Genomic DNA, 23,216 nt, shown 5'->3' with positions numbered 1-23,216 from the left:
GCGGATTGTAAGCACTTACAGATAGGACTATACTACAAATGTGACCGGTCACAGAAGTGAGGTGGCCGAAGGCCTCAACGAAGAGAAAGGCAAGAAGAAGCCATGATGCTTTCCATCAAGAAGACGGTGGCGCTGGTCGGCGCGGCCGCCATGCTGGTGTCCGTCGCGGCATGCGGTTCGGACAACGCCTCCGGCGGTTCCGCATCGGACGGCGGAAAGACCACCCTCACCGTGTGGGGCTGGGACTCCACCCTCAAGGACGTGGCCAAGAAGTTCATGCAGGAGAACCCGGACATCACCGTCAAGGTGAACAACGTCGGCACCTCCGCGCAGACCCAGGTCGCGCTGAACAACGCCATCGCCGCCGGCAAGGGCGCTCCGGACATCGCCCAGATGGAATACCACTCCGTCACCCAGTTCGCGCTGTCCGACGGCATCGAGGACCTCTCCAGCCGTGCCTCCGGCTACGAGTCCTTCTACCAGGAGGGCACGTGGAAGGGCGTGCAGGTCAACGGCAAGACCTACGGCCTGCCCATCGATTCCGGCCCGAACGCCCTGTTCTACAACAAGGAGGTCTTTGACAAGGCCGGCGTGACCGAAGCCCCGAAGACGTGGGACGAGTTCTACGAGGCCGCCAAGAAGATCCACGCCCTCGGCGACGACTACTACATCACCTCGGACGCCGGCGACAACAGCCAGTCCACCACGTTCATGTCCCTCATCGCGCAGGCCGGCGGCACCCCGTTCAAGGTGGACGGCGAGAAGGTCTCCATCAACCTCACCAAGGACGAGGGCACCCAGAAGGTCGTCGACTACTGGCAGAAGATGCTGGACGAGGGCCTCATCAACACTAAGGTCACCTCCTGGTCCGACGAATGGAACAAGGGCCTTAACGACGGCACCATCGCCTCGCTGGTCATCGGCGCATGGATGCCGAACAACCTGCTCTCCGGCGCGCCCGATGCCTCCGGCAAGTTCCGCATCGCCACCGTCCCGCAGTGGACCGAGGGCGGCAATGTCAACTCCGAGAACGGCGGTTCCTCGCTCGTCATGCCGAAGGGCGGCGCCAACCAGGACGCCGCGTGGAAGTTCATGGAGTACTGCTGCCACGACAAGGAAGGCATCAAGACCCGTGTGGACGCCGGCGCCTTCCCGGCCGACAACGACACCCTGAAGTCCGACGACTTCCTCAAGGGCAACGACAAGCTCACCGAGTACTTCGGCGGACAGGAGTACAACAAGGTGCTCGCCGAGGCCGCCGGCCAGAAGATCGGCGACTTCCAGTTCCTGCCCTTCTGGAGCCAGGTCCAGAACACCTTCGGCGACTACGCCGGCAAGGCCTACCGTGGCGAGGAGAAGCTCTCCAAGTCCATCTCCGACTTCCAGGACTCCCTCGTCAAGTACGGCAAGGACCAGGGCTTCACCGTCGAGTGATCTGATTCCGATCCGAACCGATCTTCGGCGGCCGGCCGCGACAGCTCTTCCGGAAGCGTCCGGCCGCCGATCCCCTCTCTTCCTCTGTGTTTCCTCCTCATCGGCCGCAGCCCCCGCCTTCCCGGGGGCTGCGGCTTTTTTCATGTGGTGTTTCCAGTGTTCCGCTCGTTCCATGCGGGGCGTCGTCCATCGTCCGAAGGAGCCCAAGCCGTTCCTTAAGGTAATCGTAATTAAGGTAATCATAATTAAGGTAATCACGATTACCTTAATCGTGATACTCCTACTATGCCCGCCAAGTCGCGCAAGGGCATGTATGTGGTCGGCGATCCGTTCTTCGCCTACTGGTTCCGTTTCGTGGGACGCAACATGAGCATCTTGGAAGGCAACGTCAGCGAGGCCGTCGCGCGTCGTCTTGCGTTCGGTCCGGCGTTCGACACCTATGTCGGCCAACAGTTCGAAACGATCTGCCTGCAATGGCTGATGCGCGCCAACGCCGCAGGTGAATTGCCGTTCATCGCCACGCGATTCGGCAAGTGGTGGGGCAACGATCCCGTCGCCCGCGAACAGACGGACATCGATGTGGTCGCCGCCGATCCGCTCGGCAAGGATCTGCTGCTCGGCGAGTGCAAATGGCGTGGCTCGTTCAACGAGACGGAAGCCATCGGGAAGCTGAGGCAGCGTGCGGGTCTGGTACGTGGCTATCCGGCGGACAAAGCATGGTTCACGCTGTTCTCCAGAAACGCCGTCGGCGAGGCCGCGCGGTCCCGCTATACGGACGATGACCGCATGCGGTTCGTCTCAACGGACGAGCTGTACGCCGTGTGACGGCGTACGCCGTGTGTGTCGATCGGCACGCGACTCTCCACGCGGGGCGCATGCCCCTCACGCCGATTCGCGCACAACCAGTTCGGTGGGAACGTAGATGGTGCCGTCCGCCGGAGGGTTGCCTTCGATGAGGGACAGCAGGGTGTCCGCCATCACCGTGCCGTGCCGATCGAGATGCTGATCGATGGTGGTGATCGACGGGGAGTTCGCGGACGCGATGGCCGTGTTGTCGAACCCCGCGACGGCGATGTCGCCGGGCACGGCGAAACCAGTGGACTGGATGCGTTGGATGAGGCCGGCGGCCATGACGTCGTTGGTGGCGATGACTGCATCGATGCCGGACAGGAGCGGCTCCACCTGCGGCCAGAGGGCAAGCCCGTCCTCGGCGCGCCATCCCGCCGCATGCAGCACGTGGGATTCCGCGTCGGCTGCGTGCATCGTCTCCAGAAATCCTCCGATTCTGTCCTGCGAGAAGCTGTTGTCCGTCGGACCGGAGATATAGAGGATGCGCCGGTGGCCGCGGTGGAGCATGTGTTCGGTGAGTGTTCGCATGGCCGTGTGGTTGTCACTGTTGACGGCCCGTATGGAGGGGGCGTTCATCGCCCAGTCGCCGGCGGTCACCATGGGGACGTTGCTGCCGGCGAACAGGCTCAGGATGGGGTCGTCGTCATGGTTCGGGGAGAACAGGTAGCCGTCGGCGAATCCCTCGTCCAGCATGCGCTGCAGCTGGCGTATGGCGATGTCGTCGTTGACGGTCATCGACAGGATTTGGTAGCCGTGCCGCGCCAATTCGGCACCGGCCGCGGCGTAGTGGGTGTTCAGGCCGGGGTCGAGCGCCACGCTCATCAGGTCGCCGTGGATGACGTAGATGATGATGTTCGTGTGCTGTCTGGCCAATGAGCGCGCCATGCGGTTGGGGGTGAAATCGAGGTCCTTCATGGCCTTGGCGATTCTGTTCGCTGTGGTCTTGGAGACGTAGCCGTGCTTGTTGAGGTACCGGGAGACGGTCGTCTTGGTGACACCTGCGGCCGCCGCGACGTCGGCCATGGTGGCGCGTTGCGGCCGTTGTTCAGGAACTGATGCTGCTGTCATGTGAACCTCTGGAATGAATCGTCTTCGCGTGCCATGGTATCCGGTTCGGTCGAAAACACATGGTATCAGTTGCGTAACCGGTAACATATTAATATACTTACATCCTGTAACCGATTACAGTCATGTTGTCTTTCATCCAGTTCGGAGAAGAACGACGGATTGTGACGATGAAGCGCAAGACGAAGGAGCGCAATGAAGAGTCAGGGACGAAGAATGACGAAGGGGGCCCCGGGACGTTGGCGGAGGGCGGCTCTGGCCGCAATCGCCGCGGCCGCGATGAGCGTGACGATGACGCCGTTCATGGCGAGCATCGCCCACGCCGACGAGACTCCCACGGACTCCGGCACGGTACGGACCTACGCGGCGACCGGTGCCGGCGTGAACGCCAAGGGCGACGCGGCGACGTCGCCGGACGTGAAGTCCGACAAATACACGTTGAAGGTGAACGGCACGCCCGTCGACGTCATCAAATACGACGAGACCGGCAAGGAGAGCGGCGCCCACTGGTATGACATCGCCCGCTTCGAATCCAGCTCCCGCACGCCGGTCATCTCCGTGACCGTGCCGAACGAGGAAATCGACACCTACCAGATCCAGCCGACCCGCTACTACGGCCAGACCGCGCAGATTAGCCCTGACAAGCACACGCTCACCTTCAAGATGAGCAAGGATGCGAACCTCAACTCCGTGATCGTGATGATCAATCCCGACGCCGAACAGTCCAACAAGGCCGGACAGCCGTACCTGGCGATTATCAACGACCCGGTCGAGACCAAGCCGGACATGACCGGTTCCAACGTGCTCAACTTCCAGGAGTTCGCCAAGAACTACATCGCCGAGCATCCGGTGCAGGAGGAACAGCAGGAGCGTCTGACCGCCGAGAACGAGTCCAACGCCAAGCAGGGCGTACCGCAGAGCATCCTCGACCTGCCGAGCAAGACGTTGGGCAACGTCGATGCGCAGAAGCAGATCATCGACGCCAAGCTCGCCCCGTCCGAAGGCAAGATCGTCGATCCGGGCGCAAACGTGTTCTACCCGAACCAGCGCCGCATGAGCGACGACGACGCCACCTACGCGCTCGAGGCCGCGCTCAAGGAGATCCAGGACAATCCCGCCAAGTACAACACCCTGTACTTCCCGGCGGGCACCTACATCTACGGCGGCCTGAAGATCGTCGACTTCGACGGCTCCAAGCTTGTCGGCGGCAAGCTCCACGTCTACGTGGACGAAGGCGCGCTGCTCAAGAACCACGTGCAGCCGTACGCCGAGGCGCAGGAGCCGGCCATCGGCCTGTGGGGCTCGAAGGACATCGAGATCTCCGGCCGCGGCATGTTCGATGCCAACGGCATCGACAACTACAACTGGCGCAGCACCGGCGACAAGCATGACGCCTTCATGAGCCAGCACACCGGCGGCGTCATGGTCGTCCAATCCAGCGACATCACGTTCAACGACACGTACATGCGCGAATCCAAGCAGTGGAACTGGGAGACGCACACCGCCAAGGACGTGACGTTCAACAACATCAAGGGCCTCACCCCGTACCCGCTGCCGTGGGGCGACGGCACCGACCTGGCCTCCGGCCAGAACGTCACCGTCAACGGCGTGATCACGCTCGGCAACGACGACGCCTTCGCCTCCGGCCACTACAACCCCGGCCGCTGGTTCGCGCCCGACAAGCCCGATCTGTACAACAAGCAGCACAAGTTCAACACGGACTCCCCGGATCTGCAAGGTTACGTCAACGCGGCGGCCGGGTATGACGCCGTGGTCAAGTCCCTCGGCGGCATCGACAATGACGAGTGGGATACCGAGGACTCCGACGCCATCTCCGTGAACAACACGCTCAACTGGACCGTCGGACCGGGCAACGGCATCCGCATGGGCCACGAGACGCACGGCCACGCGATGAAGAACTACTCGTTCGACAACCTGAACTCGCTCGGCGTGCAGACGCTCGGTCTGTCCATCCAGAACCACACCGACACCTACCCGCAGTACGACACCATCACGGTGAAGAACTCCTCGTTCGACACCTCCCGCATCACCAAGAACTTCAGCATCCAGGGAGGTCAGGGCAACGACCAGACGGTCAGTGCCTACGACCAGCAGTACAACGGATACAAGAAGAACCCGAACGGGAAGTACGAGACCGACACGTACAAGCGCAACCCCATCGGCACGCTCACGCTCGACAATGTGTGGTTCAACAAGGACAGCGTCGGCAACATCGACTACGTCACGAACCTCAACCTCAACGACATCCACATCAACGACAAGCTGGTCGAATACACCAACCAGTTCCAGCTGAGCACCTCGAACATCGCGAACACCGTCTACACCTACACCGACAAGGACGGCAAGACGCAGAACGTCAGGAGCAACTCGCTGCCCACCATCAGCGAGCCGCAGTCCGACGCGATCACGGCGAAGGCGAACAACGTGCTCGGATTCACCGTCAAGGCCACCGACCCCGACGAGGGTGATTCGGTCGTGCTCGGCGTGGACAAGGACACCCTGCCCACAGATGCGACCTTCGACCCCGCCACCGGCGAGTTCTTCTGGAAGCCCGGCTCCGAACAGATCGGCAAGAAGTTCGCCGTCACGTTCACCGCGGCCGACACCGGTGCGCAGGCCGGCGACTACGCGCCCGTCTCCCGTACGGTCACCATCGCCGTGCAGCCGTCCAACGCCGTGCTCACACCCGTCGAGGGTTCGCTCGCCGGCGATACGTGGGTCGGCTCGTGGAGCGGTGACCAGAGCGTGAACTACGGCACCGGACGCACCATCAGGGTCAGCGGCGCCAGCGGCGACATCAAGCGCGGCTACGTGACCGTCGACCTGAGCAAGATCGGCGATCTCGGTGACAACGACACCGCCAGCCTGTCCCTGACCTACATCGGCCACCGTACCGGCGCCTCCGGCAACGGACGGATCAAGGTCACCAAGGCCACTACCACCGCCGACCCGGCCACCGTGACGTGGAAGACCCAGCCGGCGCTGTCCGACAAGGACGAGGACACGGCGTCCTCCGCCGAATTCGACCTCGGAGACACCGTCGTGCCGGAAGGCTCCGAGGACAACGTCAAGGGCACCGGCATCGACGGGCGCAAGATCGCCGTGGACATCACCTCGCTGGTGAAGGCCGCCAAGGCCGCCGGCGAGACGACGCTCACGCTGGCCGTGGACAACACCGGCGCCGGCGAGGTCCGCTTCGTGAGCACCGAGGGCGCCACCTCGGACAAGCTCGCCAACGCCACCGAGGACATGGCTCCGGTGGTCGAAGTGACCGAGGTCTCTCCGACCTCCATCTCCGGTCCCGAGGCCCAGACCATCACCGAAGGCGATGCGGCGTCCTCCGACGTGTTCACCGTGGCCGGCGCCGACCCGCTGGACATCACGGTCGACGGCCAGACCGCCGACGGCAAGATCACGTGGAACGACAAGACCAACCGTCTCGACTTCGCCAAGGGCATCGCCGCCGGCACCTACAAGGTCACCGTGACGTTGACCGATGCGGACAAGGCGACCGCTTCCACGGACTTCACGTTGACGGTCGCCCCTGCGCCCGTGAACAAGGATGGCTTGAACGACGAGGTCAAGCTGTCCGAGACGCTCAAGCAGGAAGGCTACACCCAGAAGTCCTGGGACGCGTTCCAACAGGCGCTGGTCAAGGCCCAGGGCGTGCTCACGAAGACCGATGCCACCCAGGACGAAGTGAACGCCGCGCTCAAGGAGCTGAAGACCGCCCGTGAGGGGCTGCAGAAGAACTCCACCGAGCCCGGCACTCCGGACGACGGCCACGGTTCCGATGGAGCCGACGGTTCCGGTACGGACGCGAAGCGTCCGTCGTCCGGCAAGGGCGTGAACGGCCTGTCCAAGACCGGTTCCGCCATCGAGCTGGTGGCCGGAGCGGCCGTGCTGCTGGTGCTCGCCGGTGGCGTGTTGCTGCTCAACAGGCGCCGCGGCTGACCGTGAGGGGATTCCGGACGGTTCCGGAATCCCCGTCGGGGTTCCTCCGGATTGTCCGGCGCCCCGATGATGCGCCTCATGTATCGACCGACCGCACCTGACGACCGGAATCGATTCGATTCGATTCGATTCCGATTGCCAGGTGCGGTTTTTCATGTCCGGCGCTGGGTCGTGGTTTCGGTACCGGACAGGCATGGTCCAAAGACTGACGGAATCGTTTTGTGGTAGGCGGCGAATCTCTGGGAAGAAGAATTTGTGTAACCGGTTATATATGCGTTATACTGTGGTGTGTAACCGGTAACCTAACGGTTGTGGAGAGTGAGGGTTCGCCGCGGAGAGGCGGCGGGGCTTGCGTGTTTCTCCAGGAGGGGTTTCTGGTCGCAAAAATGTTTGCGTTAGCAGCAATGGCGCAGCAGTGAAGGAGAAACAGGAATGAGGATCATCAGGAAACTCGCGGCCGGAGCCGTGGGGGCCGCGACGCTGCTGGCGTTCGCGGTGCCCGGCACCGCCACGGCCGCGGAAACGCAGACCATCACGCCCAACCCGTGGTACCAATCGGACACCTTCAAAGGATGGGGCACCTCACTCGCCTGGTACGCGAACGCGGCCGGGCATTACGCATTGAGTGACAACGCGTACGCGCAGCAGCTCGCCGACGACTTCTATGACCTGCTGTTCAGCGAGGACGGCCTCGACCTGCAATCCGTCCGCTACAACATCGGCGGCGGCAACGCCTCCGACGTGACCGACTACCTGCGCCCGGGCGCTGCGGTCGAAGGATGGTGGAAGGCCAACCCCGAAGGCGACGGCCACAGCGACACGCTCTACGGCGGCGCCTCCACCACGCTCGCCAACAAGTCCACGATCCTCAAGCAGTGGGACCCGGACAACGCGGACGACTACGACTACGACGCCGACGCCTCCCAACGTTGGTGGCTCGAGAAGCTGCAGAAGAACAAGCAGGTGAAGAACTGGGAGTTCTTCTCCAACTCCGCGCCCTACTTCATGACCAACTCCGGCTACGTCTCCGGTCATTGGGCGGGCAGCACCGACGACCAGCTCGCCGGCGACGGCACCGAGGACGCCGACGCCGCGAACAACGCCACCGTCAAATTCGCCAAATATCTGGCCCACGTGACCAAGTACCTCAAGGACACGTACGACATCACGCCCGACACCATCGAGCCGCTCAACGAACCCAACGACTGCACCAACTGCTGGGTGACCAACAACAAGGACGGCAAGCCCAGCGCCCGCCAGGAAGGCATGTCCGTCAAACCCGACCAGCAGACCCGTCTCATCAAGGCGCTGCGTGAGGCGCTCGACGCCCAGGGCCTCACCGCCACCAAGGACGGCAAGCAGCTCGTCTCCGCCATGGACGCCTCCAGCTCCGGCACCTTCCGCTTCGACTACACCGGATCCAACAACAACGGCAACGGCTACGCGCAGAACGCATCCAACTGGGATGAGACGCTCGGCCAGTTCAACACGCACGGCTACGGCGACCAGAGCTACGCCCCCTGGATCCGGGACGTGGCCAAGACCAATGACAAGCCGCTCATGATGAGCGAATACGAGGGCGACTACTCCGGTTCCGGCTTCGACCCGTACAACTTCAAGAACGGCATGAACTTCGCCAAGAACCTCAACTCCCAGATGCGCCAGTACGAGCCGAACTCGTGGGTGCTGTGGCAGCCCGTCGAGGACTACTACAACATGGAGCAGGACGCGGCCCACGGCGGAGAGAACCTCAACTGGGGCTCCGTCTACATCGACTTCGACTGCCAGGTCTACACCAAGGAGAACGGCGACAAGGTCTTCGCCTCCACCCGTCGCGTGAACAACCTGTACGGCGGCGTCAACGCCGACGGCAAGGTCGCGGACAACGTGCCCGCCTGCACCACGCAGACCAACTCCAAGTTCAACGTGCTCAAGAACTACACGCACTTCATCCAGGCCGGCGACCACGTCATCGCCACCGACAGCACCGACGCCACCGCGGCCGTGCGCTCCTCCGACAAGAGCCTCCGCCTGGTCATCACCAACTCCGGCGCCGAACGCAGCCAGACCATCGACCTGAGCGGCTTCGCGAACGTCGACGCGGACGCCGTGGCCAAGACCTACGTGACCACCGCTGCCGACAAGACCAGCGGAGACCCGACCGCCAACACGCTCGTGCACGACGACAAGGACAATGTGGCCGTCGACGCGGACGCCAAGTCCGTCACCGTCGACGTGCCGGCCAACTCCGTGACCACCATCGTCGTGACCGGCGTCTCCGGCGTCTCCGCCGACGCCGCGCAGATCGCCAGCGGGGCGCAATACCAGCTCATCGGCAAGCAGAGCGGCAAAGCGCTCAACATCGATGCGAACGGCACCGCCACCATCCAGAACACGGCCAGTGCCGCGGACAAGAAGAAGACCCAGACCTTCACCCTCACCGAAGTCACCGACGACGTCTTCAAGACCCGACCCGCCGACCGCGCGTACGTCATCACCAACGCCGACGGCAAGGTCGTGACCGTCTCCGGCGGCGACCCGCTGAGCGACGACTCCGGCGCCATCACGCTGAGCGACACCCTGACCGTCGAGACCGCCAAGAACGATTCCTCGGCCGTATGGATCCTCAACTCGAAGGACGGCAAGCACTTTAGCTTCCTCAACAAGAAGGCCGTCAAGACGCTCGACGTCAACGGAGGCGGCACCGCGGCCGGCACTTCGGTGATCGCATGGCGCTCCACCGAAGGCGACGGACAGGCCTGGCAGCTCAAGCCGGCCGTGAACAAGCCGGTCACCTACACCAAGTACCAAGGCATCGCCGATCCGACCCTGTTCGACGCGAACCTGAGCAACGCCGGCTACTTCCAGCCGCAGTGGACCGACGACAAGGGCAACCACATCCAGGCGCACGGCGGCCAGATCATGACCACCACCGAGAAGAAGGACGGCAAGGACGTCACCGTGTACTGGTGGTACGGCGAGGACCGCTCCAACGGCTACTACAAGAGCCCGGGCGTCCACGTCTACAAGTCCTACGACACGAAGAACTGGGAGGACCAAGGGCTGGCCTTGCGCTCCGCGACCCGCCTCGCCCAGTTCACCGACACGTCCAACGACGACTTCGCCTACTTCGACAAGGTCTATGACCTGAAGAACACCGACGGCACCGTGAACACGGACAAGGCCAGGAAGATCTTCTACTACCTCAACATGGATCCGGACCAGAACGGCGACGGCACGGCGGACGACACCACCGCCATCATCGAACGCCCGAAGGTGATCCACAACGAGAAGACCGGAAAGTACGTGATGTGGTGGCACGCCGACGGCAGCACCAAGGTCGGCGGCGGCACTTACGACCGCGCCATGGCCGGCGTGGCCGTGGCTGACTCCCCGGCCGGACCGTTCAAGCTGGTCGGTGCGTACCGTCTGCCGAACCGCTGGGACCGCCGCAGCGACACCGAAGCCGGCATGTCCCGCGACATGACCGTCTTCAAGGACTCCAACGGCGACGCCTACCTCGTGTACTCCTCCGAAGGCAACTGGACGCTGTACGCGGCCAAGCTGGATGACACCTACACCAACACGGTGAAGACCACCACCACGGCCCCGTTCGACTTCGAATACTCGTCCGACGGCAAGTACCCGCTCGTCTACGACGAGAAGGACGGCGACTCCGGCGCCGGCGTGCTCGTGGAGGGCCAGGACTACAAGCTCATCAAGAAGAACCTGATGATCGAGGCCCCGGCCGTCTTCGAAACGAACGGCAGGTACTACATCGTCGCCTCCGCCGCCACCGGCTGGGCTCCGAACCAGGCCACCTACTACACGGCCGACTCCATGCTCGGCGACTGGACGCGCGGCGTCGACAAGACCGACGGCTATGAGAACACGTGGATCCAGACCCAGAAGGTGCCGGAAGGCACCGACGGCTGGCTCGCCTACGGCGATACCAACTCCACCACGTTCGGCTCGCAGTCCACCAACGTGCTCGCGCTCGACGCCTCCAAGGGCCAGTACGTCTACATGGGAGACCGCTGGTACGCCAAGAACAACGACGACGGCTCGACGCTCGGCGACTCCACCTACGTGTGGCTGCCGCTCACCTTCGGCGAGAACGGCAGGCTGGAGATGCGCAACCCGGCCGCCCAGGACAACGGCAAGTGGTCCAAGGGATGGGACGCCTCCTACTGGCAGTCCCACGGCGGATCCAAGACCGCCGTCACCTACTGGACGGTGACCGATGACGGTCTCGCCGACCTCGGCTCCCTGGCCGCCGGCGAGGACGTGTCCGCCAAGCTGCCCGCCGAGGTCAGCGTGAAGGACGGCGACGGCAAGGCCGCGCAGGTGGCCGTCACCTGGTCCGACGTCGACACGTCCAAGTCGGGCAAGGTGACCGTCACCGGCACGCTCGCCGGCGACGACGCCTTCTACCCCGGACGCACGTTCACCCGTGAGATCACCGTGGAGGACCCGAACTGCCCGGCCGCCAAGGATCCGTGGAAGTCCGGCACGTTCGGCGCGAACGCCGGCACGATCTGCCAGACCTCCACCACAGCCAAGGACTACGGATTCACCATCGCCGACGGCGCGAACGGCGGTGCCTGGGCCAGCAAGAACGAGTACAGCCTGGCCTACCGCGCCGATGCGCTCAAGACCGGTGAATCGCTCACCGCCACCGTCTCCGGCTTCGAGGCCGGTGGCAACTCCGACGCCCGCGCCGGCATCGTGGTGCGCAACGACCTGTCCGCCAGCGGTCAGAACTCCGCCAAGGGCTACGCCATGCTCATCCTGAGCCAGAACGGCCTGTTCTGGCAGAACGACACCGACGGCAACGGCTACATCGACTGGGAGACCGCCGATGCGGACAAGAACAAGTCGGTGACCGCCTCGACCGTTGCCGACGGCACCCCGGTGACCATCCGTGTGACCCGAGTGGACGCTGATACGTTCGAAGGCTTCTACCGGAACGCCGACGGCACATTCGTCAGTATCGGCACCGTGGACGTCAAGGGCGCCGACTCCGACGGCCTCGACGTGGGCGTGCTCACCTCCGCCAACAACGGCCAGGACGGTGCCAAGGTGACTTACACCGGCGTCGACCTGTCCAGCGACGAGGCGGCACCCAAGGACACCACGGCCCCGGTCATCTCCGGCGCGGACGACGTGACCCTCGACTACGGCGCGGCATTCGATCCGAAGGCCGGCGTCAGCGCCAAGGACGACGTCGACGGCAACCTGACCAAGGACATCACGGTCACGGGAACGGTCGATACTTCCAAGGCCGGAACCTACGAACTGACCTACACCGTCGCTGACAAGGCCGGCAACACCGTCACGGTGACCCGTACGGTCACGGTGAGGCCCAAGCCCGTCACTCCGGTCGAAGTCGACAAGACCGACTTGGACAAGGCCCTTGCGGACGCCGCCGACCTCGACCAGAACGACTACACCTCCGATACATGGGGCACGTTCAAGGCCGCATACGACGCCGCCAAGGCGGTGTCCGAGGACAAGAACGCAACCCAGGCGCAGGTTGACGCCGCATATGAGTCGCTTGCCAAGGCGAAGGACGGTCTCAAGAAGGCCGACCCCGGAACCAACCCGTCGACCCCGGACAATCCCGACGCCGGTGACGGCAAGGGTGAGCACGGCGGCGACCTCAAGCCCGCCAATGGTTCCAACGCCACGGCATTGTCCAAGACGGGCAGTGCGGCGCTGATTCCGGCGGCCATCGCAATCGTGTTGCTGACCGTAGGCGCCGTCCTCCTCCTTGGCGCCAAGCGCGATCGGTGACATCCTTCCGCCGCATGCCTCTCCTCCTTCCTTCACGGGGCGTGCGGCGCTCCCTACGGCGGCGCCGGTCCTCTCCTGGCCGGCACCGCCGCTCCCCGTAACCCCATAACCGAACAGCCATCACCACCCAAAGGCGACGCATCCGATGAGCCGCCTCCCCGCATCCAGCAGAAAGCACTCCAATGAAGAAGATACCCATCGGGAAACTGGCGAGCCGCGCCGTCGCGGCCGTCATCGCCGCGGGCATGGCGCTTACGCTCATGCCGTTCGCGGCAAGCTCCGCCACCGCGGCGCAGACGGACGCCTCCACGCAGCCGGCCGCATCCGTCGAGAAATACACCTCGCAGAAGGGCCTGCGCAGCCAGGTCAACTTCAACCGTGGATGGAAGTTCATCCGTCAGGACGTCACCGGCGCGCAGGCCGCCGGATACGACGACTCCGAATGGACCGACGTGGCCCTGCCGCACGACTTCGACATGCCCTACGAGGTGGGCGGCGACAACGGCGGTCAGAACTGGTACGTGGGCTACGGGTGGTACCGCAAGGCGTTCCAAGTGACCAATGACTGGCTGGCGGACGGCCGCCGGGTCGAAATCGAGTTCGAAGGCGTGTTCCAGGTCGCCGACGTGTACGTCAACGGCGAGAAGATCGGCACGCACGAAGGCGGCTACTCCGGCTTCGCCTACGACCTCACCAAGCACCTCAAGGCGGGTACGAACGAGATCGCCGTGCGCGTCAACAACATCTGGCAGCAGGACCTCACCCCACGCGCCGGCGACCACCAGTTCAGCGGCGGCATCTACCGCGACGTGTACCTGCGTCTCACCTCCCCCGTGCACGTGGCCCGCTATGGTACGTTCGTCACCGCGCCGGCCCTCACCAACCCCGAGTTCGACTCCGGCTCCGAGAACATCGACTTCGCCCAATACCCGAGCGACGACGCGCTCGCCGCCAACCTCGAGGCGAAGCGCTCCAACCTGGACGTCGCCACCGACGTGACCAACTCCACCGCCAAGGACCAGTACGTGCAGGTCAAGCAGGAGCTCGTGGACGCCAAGGGCAAGACCATCGCGACCAAGGACGGCCAGGACGCCTTCTACTCCAAGGTGACCAAGGTCGAGGCCGGCAAGACCGCCACCATCGACGCGGTCAGCGGCGGACTCGGCGACACCGGGAAGATGTACACCGGCCTCGCCCTATGGGACACCAAGAACCCGAACCTGTACACCGTGAAGACCACCGTGGTCGCAGACGATGACGAGAAGCTCGGCGACGCCGCCACCGTCGACGCCTACGAGACCAGCTTCGGCTTCCGCACCGCGCAATGGAAGAACGACGGCTTCTACCTCAACGGCAAGAAGACATTGCTCAATGGCGCCAACGTGCATCAGGACCACGGCGGCTGGGCCAACGCCGTCACTGACGCGGGCCTCTACCGCGACGTGAAGATGATCAAGGAAGCCGGCATGAACTTCATCCGCGGTTCCCACTACCCGCACGACGTCGCCTTCGCCCAGGCATGCGACGAGCTCGGCATCCTGTACTGGTCCGAGAACGTGTTCTGGGGCATGGGCGGACAGGCCGGCAAGAACGACGACCCGTCCGGCCAGGCCAGCGACTGGCTGCGCGACGCCTACCCGCAGAACGCCGCCGACCAGGACTCCTTCGACCAGAGCGTGCTCGACGCGATGCAGGAGATGATCCTCGAGAACCGCAACTCCCCGTCCGTGATCAGTTGGTCCGCCGGCAACGAGGTGTTCTTCACCTCCGACGCCACGCAGAACCGCGCTAAAGCGCTCGTGAACAAGGAACGCAACCTTGCCCACCAGCTCGACCCGACCCGCAAGACCGGCATGGGCGGCGCGCAGCGCCAGGGCTACGACCAGCTCTCCGTGGCCGACATCGCCGGCTACAACGGCGACGGCGGCCGCATCTGCGGCGGCGGCCAATGCCCGAACACGTGGATGCCGAACATGGTCGCCGAATACGGCTCTCCCGTCATCGACCGTCCCGGCGCCGTCGTCAACGACAAGGCCCAGTACAAGGCCGGCACGTCCGTGTACGGCGAACTCGACAAGGACAACGACGGCAACTACACGCTCACCCAAAACAGTGCGGGCCTTGCCCTGTGGGCCGGCTTCGACCACGGTACCGTCGGCGGCAAGGACCTCGCCAAGATGGGCATGATCGACTACTTCCGTCTGCCGAAGAACCTCTGGTACTGGTACCGCGAACACCAAGGCGACGGCAGCAAGCCGGAAGTCTCCAAGTCCGGCACCGCCACGCACATGGACGTCACCGCATCCACCGACTCCCCCAAGACGCTGACCAACGACGGCAAGACCGACGCGCAGATCATCGTCACCATGAAGGACGCGAACGGCGACTGGGTCTCCGACAACCGCGAGGTGACCCTCAAGGTCACCGACGGCCCCGGCGTGCTTGCCGGCGGCAAGACCTACAAGTTCACCAAGAACGTCTCGATGAAGGACGGCAAGGCCGCCATCGAATTCCGCTCCTACTACTCCGGCACCACCACGCTGACCGCCTCCGCGGAAGGCCTGCCGGACGCCACGTTCCAGATCGTCACCAAGGACGTGACCGGCGGCAACGAAGGCAGCGAGCCGAAGAACTTCTACGAGGCCGGCCAATGGGCCACCGCGGGCCTGAAGATCCCCGAGCCGATGGCCTACGGCGACACCAACAAGGCGCTCGACCGCCCCACCAGCCCGACCAGCTCCCAGAGCGGCCATGAGGGCGCGCTCGGCGCCGACGGCGACGAGAACACCCAGTGGATTGCGGGCGATGCCGGCTCCGGCCAGGCGTTCGTCCTGTCCACCGAATTCGCCCAGTACGTGTACAAGATCCGCCTCGGCTTCGGTGACAAGACCCCGTACCCGTACACCCTGTCCGTGCAGAACGACAAGGGCGAATGGGTGAAGGTCTCCTCGTACACCGCCGACACCGTCGCGTCCCGTCCCGCCGAAGAGAACGTCGGTGGTTTGTACGCCGGCGCCGTCAAGGTGGAGTTCACCGACGTGCCGGCCGGCGAGCACGCGTTCCTCAACGAGCTCGAGGTCTACGGCAACGACCAAGCCCAGGCCCCGCAGTACGCCGAGGATGGCGCCTACCTCACCGACCTCGTCTCCGGCGGCAAGCAGGTGACGATCGGCGGCGCGAACTATGCCAAGGGCGTCGCGCAGCAGGCCAACGCCGTCACCGAGGTCAAGGCCGACGGCAAGTACAGCCGCGTGCTCGGCGTCGCCGGACTCGACTCCTCCGTCACCTCCGGCTCCGCCACGTTCACCATCAAGGCCGACGGCGTGACCGTCTGGGAGCAGCAGCTCTCCGCCGGTCAGAAGGCCGCGTTCGACGTGTCCGTGAGCACCGCGAAGAAGATCGAGTTCTCCACCTCGAACGCGCCCTCCACCTCCACCGCGGATTGGGGCGACGTACGTCTCCTTGGCGCCCTGCGCTCCATCACCGCCTCCGGTTCCACGCTCGGCGTGCGGTTCGCCGGCCTTCAGGCGCTGCTGCACGGCGGTACCCCGTACCGTGCGTCCGTCCGCCTCGCCAACGCCGGCGACAAGGCCGTCAATGCGAAGGTCGTGCTCACCGTGCGCAAGTCCGCCGACGATTCCGTCGTCTCCACCGGCGCCGCCACCGCGTTCGTCGCGTCCGGCGCCACGCAGACGGCCGACGTGACCGTGCCCGTCGACAGCGCCGAAGGCCTCTATGCCACCCTCCAGGTGGTCGACGCCGCTTCCGGCGACGCCCTCTCCAAGACCGCGGTCATCGGTTCCGCCGACGACTCCGCCCAGGCCGAGGAGACCGTGAAGGTCGCCGCCGACTCGACGCTGCAGGCATGGAAGACCGAGAAGACGCAGAACTTCTCCGGCAAGACCTACGTCGGCGCGATGCTGCCGGCCGGTTACGAATCGCTCGGCGAAGGCTTCAAGTCCACGGACGCGAACGACGGCACCGACGCGAAGATGGGCCTCCTGCGCTTCGACCTCACGAAGTACCAGGGCAACGCGCCCAAGTCCGCCAAGCTTGAGCTGACCTACATCGGCTACAAGGGCGACTTCGCCGCCACGGACACCGACACCATCAAGCTCACCGCAGTGGACGAGGCCAAGTGCACCAACGGCGACTCGTGCGCCGTCGAGAACGCGACCTGGGCCAACCGGCCCGACTTCGACGCCACCGCGGAAGGCGCGGTCGTCGCCGAATCCGAACCGTTCGCACTCGGCGGCTACAAGCTCGCCGGCAACGACAAGGACATGCAGGTCACCGGTACCAAGGTGAGCGTCGACATCACCGACATCGTGGCGCAGGCGATCGCCGCCGGCAAGACCTCCGTCACCCTCGCCATGGGCGAGACGAAGCACGCCGACGTGCGCTTCGTCAGCTCCGAAGGCGCCGCAGGCGGCATGACCAACGCCAAGGCCGACATGGCCCCGGTGATGACCGTCACCGTGGACCGCAAGACCGAGCCCGGCGTCGCGCTCGCCGGCCTCGCCGTCACCGCGCCCGCCAAGACCGACTACAAGAAGGGCGACGTCTTCGACGCCGCCGGCATGACCGTCAAGGCCGTCTACTCCGACGGCACCGAGAAGACGCTCGCCGCCGATCAGTACGGCTACGAGATCACGCCGGCGCTCGTCGACGGCGGCCACTTCGCCAAGGCCGGCGTCTACACGCTGACCGTCACCGAGAAGCTCAGCGCCGCCGATCCGAAGACCGCCACGCTGACCTTCACCGTGCCTGACGAAGGCGACGACTACGTCTACGTCACCGGCATCGCGGTGGACAAGCAGCCCACCAAGACGAAGTACGAGTTCGGCAAGAACGAACAGTTCTCCGCCGACGGCCTCGTCGTCGTCAAGACAATGTCCGACGGCACCAAGGTGCCGCTGAACAGCGGCGACTACACGCTGGAAGGCGCCGACTTCGACACCAACGGCGTGGGCGCGCACGTCATCACCGTCCGCTACGGCGACTACACCGCCGCGTTCACCGTGTACGTGGTCTCCGACGCCACCGGCGGCGATGACGGCGACGCCTCCAAGGACGACCTGCTCTGGTATAACCAGCCCGCCTCCAAGACCGGTCTCCGCCAGCTCACCGGCGGCCACGGCTTCAGCTGGTGCTTCTTGGCGAACTGCGACACCGACCAGGTGTGGCAGCAGACCACGCTGCCCATCGGCAACGGCCGCATCGGCGGCACCATCTACGGCGAAGTCGGCAAGGAGCACGTCGTCTTCAACGAGGAGACGCTGTGGACCGGCGGTCCCGGTTCCTCCGCGAACTACAACGGCGGCAACATCGAGTCCAAGGGCAAGAACGGCCAGACGCTGCGCGACCTCAACAAGAAGCTGCAGCAGGGCGGCACGCTCAGCCAAGGCGAGGTCAACGGCCTCGTCGGCGGCACCGACGACGCGGCCCACGGCGGCTATCAGACCTGGGGCGACCTGACCATCGACTACGGCTTCGGCGACGACGCACAGTACTCGGACTACAAGCGCGACCTCAACCTCTCCAAGGGCAAGGCGGACGTGACGTTCAAGCACGACGGCGTCACCTACACGCGCGAATACCTCGCCTCCAACCCGGACAACGTGATGGTCGTGCGCCTCAAGGCCAGCGAGGCGGGCAAGCTCAACCTCAACGTCTCGATGCCGACGTACAAGAACGTCACCAAGGACGGCGAGAAGACCGTCGTCAAGGGCGATACGCTCACCACGTCCGGTGCGCTGAAGAACAACGGCCTTCGCTACGACTCGCAGATCAAGGCCGTGCTCGAGGACGGCTCCGTCGCCGCCGGCGACGACAACGCCTCCCTGAAGATCTCCGGCGCCTCCACCGTGACCCTGTACATCGCGGCGGCCACCGACTACAAGCAGGTCTACCCGACGTACCGCACCGGAGAGACGGCCGAAGCGCTCGCCAAGCGAGTGGCCGAAACCGTCACGAAGGCAGCGAACAAGGGCTACGGCAAGGTCAAGGACGCATCAGTCAAGGACCACGCCGCCCTGTACGACCGCGTGAAGCTGAACCTCGGCCAGGCCGTCCAGGACGAGCCCACCGACCAGCTGCTCGCCAAGTACACCGACGGCTCCGCCACCGATGCGCAGAAGCGCGAACTCGAGACGCTGCTGTACCAGTACGGCCGCTACCTGACCATCGGCTCCTCCCGCGAGAACAGCCAGCTGCCCAGCAACCTGCAGGGCCTCTGGGTCGCCCGCGGCGCCGACAAGGCCTACCAGAGCGGCAACAACCCGTGGAACTCCGACTTCCACCTCAACGTGAACCTGCAGATGAACTACTGGCCCACCTATTCGAGCAACCTCGCCGAATCGGCCACGCCGCTCATCGCCTACGCCAAGGGACTCGTCGAACCGGGGCGCGTGACCGCGAAGATCTACGCGGGCGCCGAAACCAAGGCCGGAACCGCCATCGGCGAAGGCAACGGATTCATGGTGCACACGGAGAACACTCCCTTCGGCTGGACCACGCCGGGCGCCGCCTTCTCGTGGGGCTGGTCGCCGGCCGTCATGCCGTGGCTGCTGCAGAACGTGTACGAGGAATACGAGTACACGGGCGACAAGGCCTCCCTTGAAAAGGACATCTACCCGCTGCTCAAGGAGGAATCGAACTTCTACGTGAACTCCATGCTGCACGAGGCGTACCTGAAGGACAAGGACGGCAAGACCCGCCTCACCACCGGCGTGGCCTACTCGCCGGAACAGGGTCCGCAGGGCACCGACGGCAACACCTACGAGAGCTCGCTGGTGTGGCAGATGCTCAACGACGCCATCGAATCCGCCGAGACGCTCGGCAAGGACGAGAAGCTCGTCGGCGACCTCAAGGGATGCGCCACCTCCAACTGGGCCAAGGATGACGACGGCAACTTCACCGACAAGAACGCCAACCGCTCCTGGAGCTGCGCCAAGAGCCTCCTGAAGCCCATCGAGATCGGCGACAGCGGCCAGATCAAGGAATGGTACAACGAAGGTGCGCTGGGCAAGGACAAGGACGGCAACGCCATCCAAGGCTACCAGCAGAACCACCGCCACATGTCCCACCTGCTGGGCCTCTACCCCGGCGACCTCATCACCATCGACGACCCGGAGTACATGGAGGCCGCCAAGGTCTCGATGAACGACCGCGGCGACGTGGCCACCGGCTGGGGCCGTGCGCAGCGCATCAACGCGTGGGCGCGCACCGGCGACGGCGACCGCGCGTACAAGATCCTCGGCGAGCTCATCTCCGAAGGCATGTACGCGAACCTGTTCGACGCGCACCCGCCGTTCCAGATCGACGGCAACTTCGGCTACACGGCCGGCGTGGACGAGATGCTCCTGCAGTCCAACTCCACGTTCACCGCGAAGGACGGCACGAAGTACGCGAACTACACCAACATCCTGCCGGCCCTGCCGTCCAGCTGGGCGACCGGTTCGGTGGACGGACTGGTGGCCCGCGGCAACTTCACCGTGAACGCCTCCTGGAAGGACGGGAAGACCACCACGGTCACGCTCGTCTCCAACAAGGGCAACCAGGCCGCGGTCAAGCTCACCAAGGGCGACGCCTCCGCCGTGGTGGTGCGCGACGGCGACGGCAAGCCGGTCAAGTCCAAGGTCGTCGAGAACGAGGCCGGCGCCAAGCTGGTCGTGTTCGCCACCAAGGCCGGTATGACCTACACCATCGGCGAAGGCACGATCGCCGCGCCGACCGCGCCGGCCGACCTGGCTGCCACCGAAGTGGGCAAGACCTCGGTCAAGCTCACCTGGAACGCCTCCGTCTCCGAGGCGGGCATCTCCAAGTACGTGGTGAGCGTCGACGGCAGGCAGATCGCCGAAGTGGACGGCACCACCACCGCATACACGGCCACCGGCCTGACCGCCGGCACCGAGTACACGTTCCAGGTGACCGCCGTCGACACGCTCGGCGTCTCCTCCGACCCGGCCGAGGTCAAGGCGACCACCGCCGCCGAAGGCACGGTTGACCCGGACAAGCCCGGTACCACCGACCCCGACAAGCCCGGCACGACCGATCCGGACAAGCCGGGTACGGACAACCCGGACAACCCGTCCAAGCCCGGACAGACGGTCACCCTCGACCCGACGGACGTCAAACCCGGCAAGACGGCCACCCTCGCCGAACCGAAGAGCGTCGCCGGCTACACGGCCCGCGAGGTGACCAAGGCGCCCACGCTCGGTACGGTCACGTTCCGTCACGGCGCCATCGCCTACAAGGCCGGCGCCAAGGCGGGTGACGACTCCTTCACCGTGCGCTACACGCTGAAGGACGGCACCACCGTCGACGTGACCTACCGCGTGCGGATCGTCACGCCGCTCTCCAGGACGGGCGCCGCGGTGACGCCGCTCATCCTCGCGGCGGTCATGCTCGCCGGCGTGGGCGCGGTGCTGACGGCCTCCCGCAGGAGGGAGGGACGCCATGTCGCGCGGCGGCACGTGTGACACGCCACCTGTGACGCGGCGCGCGTGACCGGCGATGGCCGATGACGACGCATGACGTCCGATGACGCAGTGAGGCCCGGAATCCGATGGGATTCCGGGCCTCACTGTCGTTGCGCGATGCGTGCGATGTGCGCGATGCGTACGCCGTCCGGCGCGCGCCATTCCACGCGTGCCATTCCACGCGCGCCTTAGGCCGCCCCACACGCCCTCACGCCGACTGGCGCACCACCAGGTCGGTGTCCACGTACACGGTGTGCGGGGAGCGGATGCCGTTGATGGCGTCGATGACGATCTGCGCCATCACGCGGCCGCGGAGCTCCATGTGCTGGTCCACGGTGGTGAGCGCCGGCGTGATGGACGTGGCGGCGGCGCTGTTGTCGAAGCCGGAGACGGCCACGTCGCGCGGCACGGCGCGTCCCAGCCGGTGCAGCTCCTCGATGACGCCCACGGCGAGTGTGTCGTTGGCGCACACGATGGCGTCGAGCCCTTCGAGCGTGCCGTCCTCGTGCCAGCCGTGCACCACGGCGGCGCCGGAGGCGGTCTTCCAGTCGTCCACGTAGCTCGCCGGATGGTCCTCGCCGGTGGGCAGCAGCTCGTTGGTGACATTGACGAACGCGGCCATGCGCTCCGGTGCGCCGGGCATGTTCATGGGGCCGCAGATGTAGGCGGGGTGGCGGCGTTCGAGCGTGTGCCCGTCCGGCATGAGCACGTGGCGCACGAGCCCGCTCATCGCGCCGAGGTTGTCCACGTCCACGGACGGGCAGGGCATGACCTCCTTGAATCCGGTGCCGGAGATGGCGGCGGGGATGGGGCGCTTGGCGAACACGTCGAGGATGGGGTCGTGGCGTTCGAGCGTGAACAGCAGGTAGCCGTCGGCGAATCCGCCGGCCACCATGCGCGCGATGTTCTGCGTGGACGTGTCGTTCTCGCTCATGAGGGTGACGAGCTGCCAGCCCTCCTCGGTGACGCGTGCGTTGGCGCTGGCCATGATCTGGAGGATGTTGGGGTCGGTGAGGATGTCCTGCGATTGTCCGTGGATGATGAGCGCGATGAGGTGGGTGCGCTGCTGCGCGAGCGAGCGCGCGTTGGCGCTGGGCGTGTAGTCGGTCTCCGCGATGGCCTTGTCGATGCGGGCCGCGGTTTTGGCGGCGACGTTGGGATGCCCGTTGAGGTAGCGGGAGACGGTGGCGTAGGAGACGCCGGCGCGTTCGGCCACGTCGTAGATGGTGGCTTTGGGCTTGTCCTGCGGCATCGCGGCGGCCGACGCCTGCGGTGCGGCCGTGGGTGTCGTGTCCGTGACGTCCGATGCGTCGTGCGCCGGAGGCTCCTGCCGTGGCGCACGTGCATCGCCGGCGCCTGCCTGCTTTCCGGCCGTGGAAGTGGCGGCGGTCGTTTCGGCGTCCGTGGTGGTGGCGTGCGATGTCGTGGTCATGGTGGTCCAGTCCTGTGCGATGGTCGTGCCGCGGTCCTCACGGCAAGGGGCGACCTCGCGCGATGGCCGGTGAAGGGATGTTACATATCACATCACATGATAGGCGGCCCGGTGGAACACGCCACACCGTAAGCGCTTAGACACGCTGGAGAATCAAAGCTATAAGCGCTTACAAAAACATG

At 65.1% G+C, this 23,216-nt stretch carries 7 protein-coding genes; 5 read left to right on the top strand and 2 right to left on the bottom strand.

Translation table 11 applies throughout. The annotated features are described in order from the left end of the window. The first annotated feature begins 105 nt into the window (after nt 1-105). Complete coding sequence (locus KIH78_RS09635) at nt 106-1,434, top strand: ABC transporter substrate-binding protein (RefSeq protein WP_420830154.1); 1,329 nt, start codon at nt 106-108, stop codon at nt 1,432-1,434. 285 nt (nt 1,435-1,719) lie between these two features. After that, nucleotides 1,720-2,259 carry a DUF234 domain-containing protein gene (locus tag KIH78_RS09630; RefSeq protein ID WP_219132177.1) on the top strand — a complete coding sequence of 180 codons (540 nt, stop codon included), beginning with the start codon at nt 1,720-1,722 and terminating at the stop codon, nt 2,257-2,259. Between the two features lie 57 nt (nt 2,260-2,316). Here KIH78_RS09630 and KIH78_RS09625 read toward each other — a convergent pair whose 3' ends face one another. After that, complete coding sequence (locus tag KIH78_RS09625; RefSeq protein ID WP_219132176.1) at nt 2,317-3,351, bottom strand: LacI family DNA-binding transcriptional regulator; 1,035 nt, start codon at nt 3,349-3,351, stop codon at nt 2,317-2,319. Nucleotides 3,352-3,564: 213 nt separating this feature from the next. Here KIH78_RS09625 and KIH78_RS09620 point away from each other — a divergent pair, with 213 nt between their 5' ends. The 3 genes from KIH78_RS09620 (at nt 3,565) to KIH78_RS09610 (ending at nt 21,602) form a co-directional block, all read left to right on the top strand. Next, nucleotides 3,565-7,323: a CBM96 family carbohydrate-binding protein gene (locus KIH78_RS09620; RefSeq protein ID WP_219132175.1), complete on the top strand. Its 3,759-nt coding sequence runs from the start codon at nt 3,565-3,567 to the stop codon at nt 7,321-7,323. A 432-nt stretch (nt 7,324-7,755) separates the two neighbouring features. After that, nucleotides 7,756-13,119 carry an immunoglobulin-like domain-containing protein gene (locus tag KIH78_RS09615; protein ID WP_219132174.1) on the top strand — a complete coding sequence of 1,788 codons (5,364 nt, stop codon included), beginning with the start codon at nt 7,756-7,758 and terminating at the stop codon, nt 13,117-13,119. A gap of 182 nt (nt 13,120-13,301) precedes the next feature. Then, on the top strand, nt 13,302-21,602 hold the full coding sequence (locus KIH78_RS09610; RefSeq protein ID WP_219132173.1) for a glycosyl hydrolase family 95 catalytic domain-containing protein: 8,301 nt from the start codon (nt 13,302-13,304) through the stop codon (nt 21,600-21,602). Nucleotides 21,603-21,810: 208 nt separating this feature from the next. Here KIH78_RS09610 and KIH78_RS09605 read toward each other — a convergent pair whose 3' ends face one another. Then, complete coding sequence (locus KIH78_RS09605; RefSeq protein WP_219132172.1) at nt 21,811-23,034, bottom strand: LacI family DNA-binding transcriptional regulator; 1,224 nt, start codon at nt 23,032-23,034, stop codon at nt 21,811-21,813. Between the last annotated feature and the right edge of the window lie 182 nt (nt 23,035-23,216).

The organism is Bifidobacterium saguinibicoloris (assembly GCF_019331725.1).
GTDB lineage: Bacteria > Actinomycetota > Actinomycetes > Actinomycetales > Bifidobacteriaceae > Bifidobacterium > Bifidobacterium saguinibicoloris.
Note: the sequence above shows the minus strand (reverse complement) of the source record. Positions and strands in the feature narration are given on the sequence as shown.